We start from the raw sequence: 6,050 nt of genomic DNA, 5'->3' as shown, positions 1-6,050 counted from the left end.
GCTCCAACCCGCCCCGACCCCGCCGCCCCCGGCTCCGCCGGACGCTCCGCTCCCGCCGTCTCAGGCCGCGAGTCCGCCGAACAGCAGTGACACCGTCATCGCGATGACGACCGAGTCGAAGGCGGACGCGATGACGACGTTCGCGCGCACCAGGCGCCAGCCCTCTCTCGAGCGGATCTCGGCCGAGACCGTGGCCGCCATCGTGGACAGCAGGAGCGCGAGGGTCGCGTCGTCACTGAAGTGCGGCGCCTCCTCGAAGGCGAAGCGCACCTGCGACCGCCGGGGCGACCGCGACTCGAGGCGCAGGCAGGCCTGTGCGACCGAGAAGACCATCAGCACCCACGAGCTCGCGACGGCGAGCAGGGCGGCGGCGAGGGAGAGGGGCTCGCTGCGGGACTCCGTCCTCTGCGCGATCGCCACCGTGACCACGATCGCCGGCACCGCCGCCGGCACCGCCGCCGGCACCGCCGCCGGCACCGCCGCCGGCACCGCCGCCGGCAGCGTCGTGCCGGTCGCCCCGGTCGCTCCCGCCATCCGCGAGAGGAGGCGCCGCTCGCCGCGCGCCTCCTCCTCGGCGGTGCTCCGCAGCGCCTGCTCGTCGAGGCGCGAGAAGGAGGCGGTGCTCCGCAGCGCCTGCTCGTCGAGGCGCGAGGAGGAGGCGGCGCTCCAGCCCACGGAGAGGGCGGTGGAGAGCGGCCGGCCGAGCAGATGGACCGGAACGAGGGTCGCCGTCGCATCGACGGCCCCGTCGCCAGGACGAGCAGCACCACCACGATCGTGACCAGGAGGCTCACGCACACCCGGAACAGATCGGAGCGGGGTCGTCTGCGCGCGGTCAGCGCCGTCCTCCCCGTCAGGGGCTCGAAGCGCGCCCCGAACAATCTCCACGCCGTTCCGTCCTGCGGTGTCCCCGTGCACCACCGGGCCATTCGTTGCAACCAACAACAAATCCCCCGCGCACCCGGCAGAATGGATCCATGACCTCACGGAGCAACTGGGCGGGCACCTACGAGTACCGCGCCGCCGCCATCATCGAGCCGGAGTCCGTCGAGGAGGTGCAGCGCCTCGTCCGCGAGAACGAGCGCGTCCGCGCCCTCGGCAGCCGCCACTCCTTCAACTCCCTGCCCGACACCCCCGGCGCACTGCTGCACCTGGGGCGCCTCGCCTCCGACCCCGTGATCGACGCGGAGGCGAGCACCGTCACCGTCGGCGGCGCCACCCGCTACGGCGTCGTCGCCGCACACCTGCACAGCAACGGCTACGCCCTGCACAACATGGGCTCGCTCCCGCACATCTCGGTCGCCGGCGCCATCGCGACCGGCACCCACGGCTCGGGCGACCGCAACGCGAACCTCTCCTCCGCCGTCTCGGCGCTCGAGCTCGTCACCGCCGACGGCTCGCTGCGCACGATCCGCCGCGGGGAGCCGGGCTTCGAGGGCGTCGTCGTCGGCCTCGGCGCCTTCGGCATCGTCACCCGCGTGACCCTCGACATCCAGCCGACCTTCGACGTCCGCCAGGACGCGTTCGTCGACCTGCCCTGGGAGCGCGTGCTCGACGACTTCGACGCGATCACCTCCTCCGCCTACAGCGTCAGCCTCATGACCCACTGGTCCTCGCCGACGGTGGAGCAGCTGTGGCTGAAGACCAAGGTGGCGGCGGGATCCGTCGCCGACGTCGACGCGACGCACCTGGGCGCGGTCGCCGCCTCCGCGAGCCTCTTCGCCGTCTCGGAGGGTGTCGACTCCAACCTGAACCCGTTCGGCGGCTCCGTCGGACCGTGGTCCGAGCGCCTGCCGCACTTCCGCCTCGACCGCGAGCCGAGCGCGGGCGACGAGATCCAGAGCGAGTACATGGTGCCGCGTGCGAACGTCCGCGAGGCGATCGTGGCGCTGCGCGCGATCGGCGAGCGGATCGACGACGTCCTGCTCATCACGGAGCTGCGGACCATGGCGGGCGACGACCAGTGGCTCTCCCCCGCCGGAGGCCGCGACAGCGTCGGCGTGCACTTCACCTTCAAGAAGGACCGCGCCGGCGTCGACGCCGTGCTCCCCGCCGTCGAGGGCGCGCTGCTGCCGCTCGGCGCCCGGCCGCACTGGGGCAAGCACTTCCTCGCCGGAGCCGACGAGATCGCGCCGCTCTACCCGCACCTCGAGGAGTGGCGCACCCTCCGCTCCGAGTGGGACCCCTCGGGCCGCTTCGCGAGCGACTTCCTCCGCGACCGCCTGCTCGGCTGAGCGGCACCCGCCCCGCGGGACCAGGCAGGTTCCGCGGGACGGGGCTCACAGGACGTGGGTCGCGGGACGGGGCTCACAGGACGCGGCTCGCGGGACGCGGCCTACAGGACGCGGCTCGCAGGACGGGGCTCACGAAACGCAGCTCAGAACAGGCGGGCCGCGTCGGCGGGCTCGACGAGGTCGCGCACCAGCACCGGGATCCGCTTCCGGAACGGGAAGAACCCCCGCGACGCCGACGGCCACGCCGCACCGTCCCAGCGGCGGCGCACGGTGACGAGCGCGACCCCCTCGTCGGCGAGAGCCGAGCGGAGCGCCTCCACCCGCTCGCCGACGGGCCCGACCGGCGCGTACGGAACGACCACGGTGTCGATCCGCTCGGAGACCGCCCAGTCGACGACCGTCGCGGCACGCGCGTCCGCCAGCACCCGCGCCGGCCGACCGCTGGAGTCGGAGGTGCGCTCGGCGGCGTCGGCGAGCGCCGCGGCGGTGAAGGCGGCGACCGCGTCGGAGACTCCGGACGGCGAGCGCCCGCCCGCGTCCCCGGCGACGAGGCACGCGACGAGGCGCTCGGCCAGACCCGGCTGCTCGGCGAGCAGGCTCTCCGCCTCGAGGTCCTCCTCGTGCAGCAGGAGGCCGGGGCGGGCGCCGACGGTCCCCACGACGTCGTCCTGCTCGAGCGGTGCCCGCGGCGGGAAGGGCTCCTCGGTGAGCGCGCGGGCCGTGGTGGCGAGGCCGCTCGGCGAGAAGCGCCCCTCCGTGTAGCGGGCGATGTTGGACGCGGAGGCGAGGTAGGTCTTGCCCGGAGTCTGCAGGCCGGCGACCCATCGCCACGACAGGGTGTTGGACGCGGCGTCGCCGTCCAGCAGGTGCCGGTAGAAGAAGTCGGCGCCGAGCTGCCAGGGCAGTCCGAGGGTGAAGATCCAGATGCTCGCGAACCACATGCGGGTGTGGTTGTGGAGGTACCCGGTCTCGACGAGCTCGCTCACCCACGCATCCATCGCGTCGATGCCGCTGCGTCCGCCGATCGCGTCGAGGTAGCCGGGCGGAGGATCGCCCGCGGAGGAGTCCGCCACCTCGCGGCGGTAGCGGCGCCAGACGTCCGGGTTCTGCTCGAGCCAGCCCTTCCAGTAGGTGCGCCAGAACACCTCCTGGACGAACTTCTCCGCGGCGGTCAGGCGGTGCCGCGCGAGGACCGCGGCGACGACCTCCCGCTCGGTGACGAGGCGGTGGCGGAGGTAGGGCGAGAGTCCGGAGACGTTGTCCCGGGACGGTCCGAGGTCGTGGTTGCGGTCGCGGGCGTAGGCAGAGCAGGCGCGGGCGACGAAGTCGTCGAGCGCCTCGAGACCGGCGGCTCTGGTCGGGATGAACATCGCCCCATCATCGGCGTCGGCCCGGTGAGAACACCGGCGGCGGCCTCCCGAGTGCGCTCCGGGGACGGAGGCGCCCGCCGAGCGCTCGTCAACGGGGTGACCGGCGCCTCCGACCCGACGTAGCGTCGGAGGACGAGAGGGAGGCCGCCATGCCCCGCGAGGAACAGATCCCGTCCACCATCGAGCGCTCCGACGAGCACGCGCAGAAGCTCTGGTCGGCCGCGCACGACTCGGCCGTCGACAGCTACGGCGACGGCGAGCGCGCCCACCGCACGGCCTTCGCCGCGCTGAAGCACGAGTACGAGAAGGTCGGCGACCACTGGGAGCGCAAGGCCGAGAGCGGCCCCTCCGACTCCCGCGCCGAGGGCCACGGCCGCTCCCCCGGGGGCGAGACGGCGGGCGGAGTGGACGCGAACGCCACGAAGGCGCACCTGATGGACCTCGCCAAGCGCCTGGACGTCTCCGGCCGCTCGCGCATGACGAAGGCCGAGCTCGTCGAGGCCCTGCAGAAGGAGAGCACCCGCCGGACGCGCGACGCGCGGTGAGGCCAGGGGTGGGGCCGGGAACAGCCGCCTCGCCGAGCCCCGGCCCGCTCAGTCCAGCGCGTCCCGGACGGCCGCCATGCCCAGCTCCAGCTCGGCGAAGGTGGTCGACAGCGGCGAGAGGCCGATCCGGATGCCGTCGGGTCGGCGGAAGTCCGGCACTATCCCCTCCGCCTGCAGCCGCGGGACGAGGCCGGCGAACGACTCGTGCGCGATCGTCACGTGCGAGCCGCGCCGGGCGGGATCGAGCGGAGTCGCCACCCGCACCCCGCGCGGCACCAGCCACGCGTCGGCCAGCTCCAGCGCGTACGCCGTCATCGCCTCCGATTTCGCGCGCACCGCGGGCATGCCGACCGAGGCGATCAGCGCGATCATGTCCTGCATCGCGAGCATCCCCGTGATCGGCGGGGTGCCGCTGAGGAAGCGCCGCATCCCCTCGGCCGGACGGTAGCCGGGTCCCATCTCGAACATGTCGGCGACGCCCATCCAGCCCTGCACCGGCTGCGCGAGCGAGTCCTGGTGCCGCGACGCGACGTACGCCCACGCGGGCGCCCCCGGGCCTCCGTTCAGGTACTTGTAGGAGCAGCCGACCGCGAGGTCCGCGCCCCACTCGTCGAGCTCGAGCGGCACCGAGCCGACGGAGTGGGAGGCGTCCCAGAGCACGAGCGCGCCGGCCTCGTGCGCCTGGGCGGTGATCGCCGCGGCGTCGGCGAGGAACCCCGAGCGGTACGCGACGTGGCTGAGCAGCACCAGCGCCGTCCGCTCGCCGAGCACCGGGGCGAGGTCGTCGGGGCCGACGCCGCTCCCGGGGTCGGAGTCGATCCAGCGGAGCGTGCTGCCGGTCTCGGCCGCGATGCCCTCCAGCACGTACCGGTCGGTGGGGAAGTTGTCGGTGTCCACGACGATCTCGTCGCGCCCCTGCTCCGCCTGGCGTGCGATCGCCGCGCGGGCGAGCTTGTAGAGCAGGACGGTCGTGGAGTCGGCGACGATCGTCTGCCCGGCCGCGGCTCCCAGCACCGCGGAGCCGAGGGCGTCGCCGACCTCGAGCGGCATGTCGAGCCAGCCCTCCTCCCAGCCGCGGATGAGGCGGCCGCCCCACTCCTCCTCCGCGAACCGCGCGAGCCGGGCGACGCTCGCGCGCAGCGGCCGGCCGAGCGAGTTGCCGTCGAGGTAGGAGCGGACCTCGGGGGTGCGGACGAACAGCTCGGGGCAGTGCGCGAGCGGGTCCTGGGCGTCGAGCGGATGCATTCCCTCACCCTAGGTCGCGGGTGCCGGGCGCGACGCGTGCCGCGGGCCCCCGGATGCGTGCCGCCGGGGTCCCTGACGGGTGCTGCCGGGGCCCCTGACGCTGCTCGGACGCCGCCCACTGTCCAGAAGTCGTCGCACTCGGCCGCGACTGCGACGACTCCTTAGCACTCGCGAGCCCTCACCCCGGAGCTCCTCCCCCCACTGTCCAGAAGTGGTCGCACTCGGCGTCGACTGCGACAACTCCTGAGCACTCGCGAGCCCTCACACCGGAGCCTCCCCCTCTGTCCAGAACTTGTCGCACTCGGCGTCGACTGCGACGACTCCCGAGCACTCGCGGACCCGCAGACTCGAGCCGGTCGCCACTCCTCCGAAGTCGCCGTGCTCGCGCTCCAGTACGGCGCTTCCGCGTGGTCGTGGAGCCGCCGGGCCCGTCCCAGCGGTCGTCGCCGAGTGCGCAGGAGTCGTCGCACTCGAGCTCGGGTGCGACGACTCCTGGACAGTCGCGGGAGCCGGAGGAGAACGGAGCAGGAGCCGGAGGAGAACGGACCTCGAGTCGGCGAACGCCCCCGGACCCGCGAGCACGGCCGCGCACCTGGGAAGTCAACGGGCGGACGTCGCGCCCCGCCCCGCCTAGCCTCCGAGGACGGCACTGGTGC

At 73.9% G+C, this 6,050-nt stretch carries 5 protein-coding genes; 2 read left to right on the top strand and 3 right to left on the bottom strand.

All coding sequences use genetic code 11. The features are described 5' to 3' along the window. Positions 1-60 precede the first annotated feature (60 nt). Positions 61-675, bottom strand: a complete 615-nt coding sequence (locus C5C39_RS16845; protein WP_146083971.1) for a DUF1345 domain-containing protein — start codon at positions 673-675, stop codon at positions 61-63. Positions 676-977: 302 nt separating this feature from the next. Here C5C39_RS16845 and C5C39_RS16840 point away from each other — a divergent pair, with 302 nt between their 5' ends. After that, a complete protein-coding gene (locus tag C5C39_RS16840; protein ID WP_104234610.1) occupies positions 978-2,234 on the top strand; it encodes an FAD-binding protein in 1,257 nt (418 codons plus the stop codon). Positions 2,235-2,377: 143 nt separating this feature from the next. Here the strand turns inward: C5C39_RS16840 and C5C39_RS16835 are convergent, their stop codons facing one another. Then, the gene (locus C5C39_RS16835) at positions 2,378-3,604 is read right to left on the bottom strand and encodes an FAD-binding domain-containing protein (protein WP_104353922.1); all 1,227 of its coding nucleotides are present in this window, start codon (positions 3,602-3,604) and stop codon (positions 2,378-2,380) included. A 149-nt stretch (positions 3,605-3,753) separates the two neighbouring features. Between C5C39_RS16835 and C5C39_RS16830 the strand changes: the two genes are divergently transcribed. After that, positions 3,754-4,149 carry a ChaB family protein gene (locus tag C5C39_RS16830; protein ID WP_104225169.1) on the top strand — a complete coding sequence of 132 codons (396 nt, stop codon included), beginning with the start codon at positions 3,754-3,756 and terminating at the stop codon, positions 4,147-4,149. A 48-nt stretch (positions 4,150-4,197) separates the two neighbouring features. Here the strand turns inward: C5C39_RS16830 and C5C39_RS16825 are convergent, their stop codons facing one another. Next, positions 4,198-5,394 (bottom strand): kynureninase, encoded by a 1,197-nt coding sequence (locus C5C39_RS16825; RefSeq protein ID WP_104353921.1) that lies wholly within the window; start codon positions 5,392-5,394, stop codon positions 4,198-4,200. Positions 5,395-6,050 lie beyond the last annotated feature (656 nt).

The sequence above is a fragment of the Rathayibacter sp. AY1F3 genome (assembly GCF_002931975.1).
Taxonomy (GTDB): domain Bacteria; phylum Actinomycetota; class Actinomycetes; order Actinomycetales; family Microbacteriaceae; genus Rathayibacter.
This window is presented reverse-complemented; position numbering and strand designations above follow the sequence as displayed.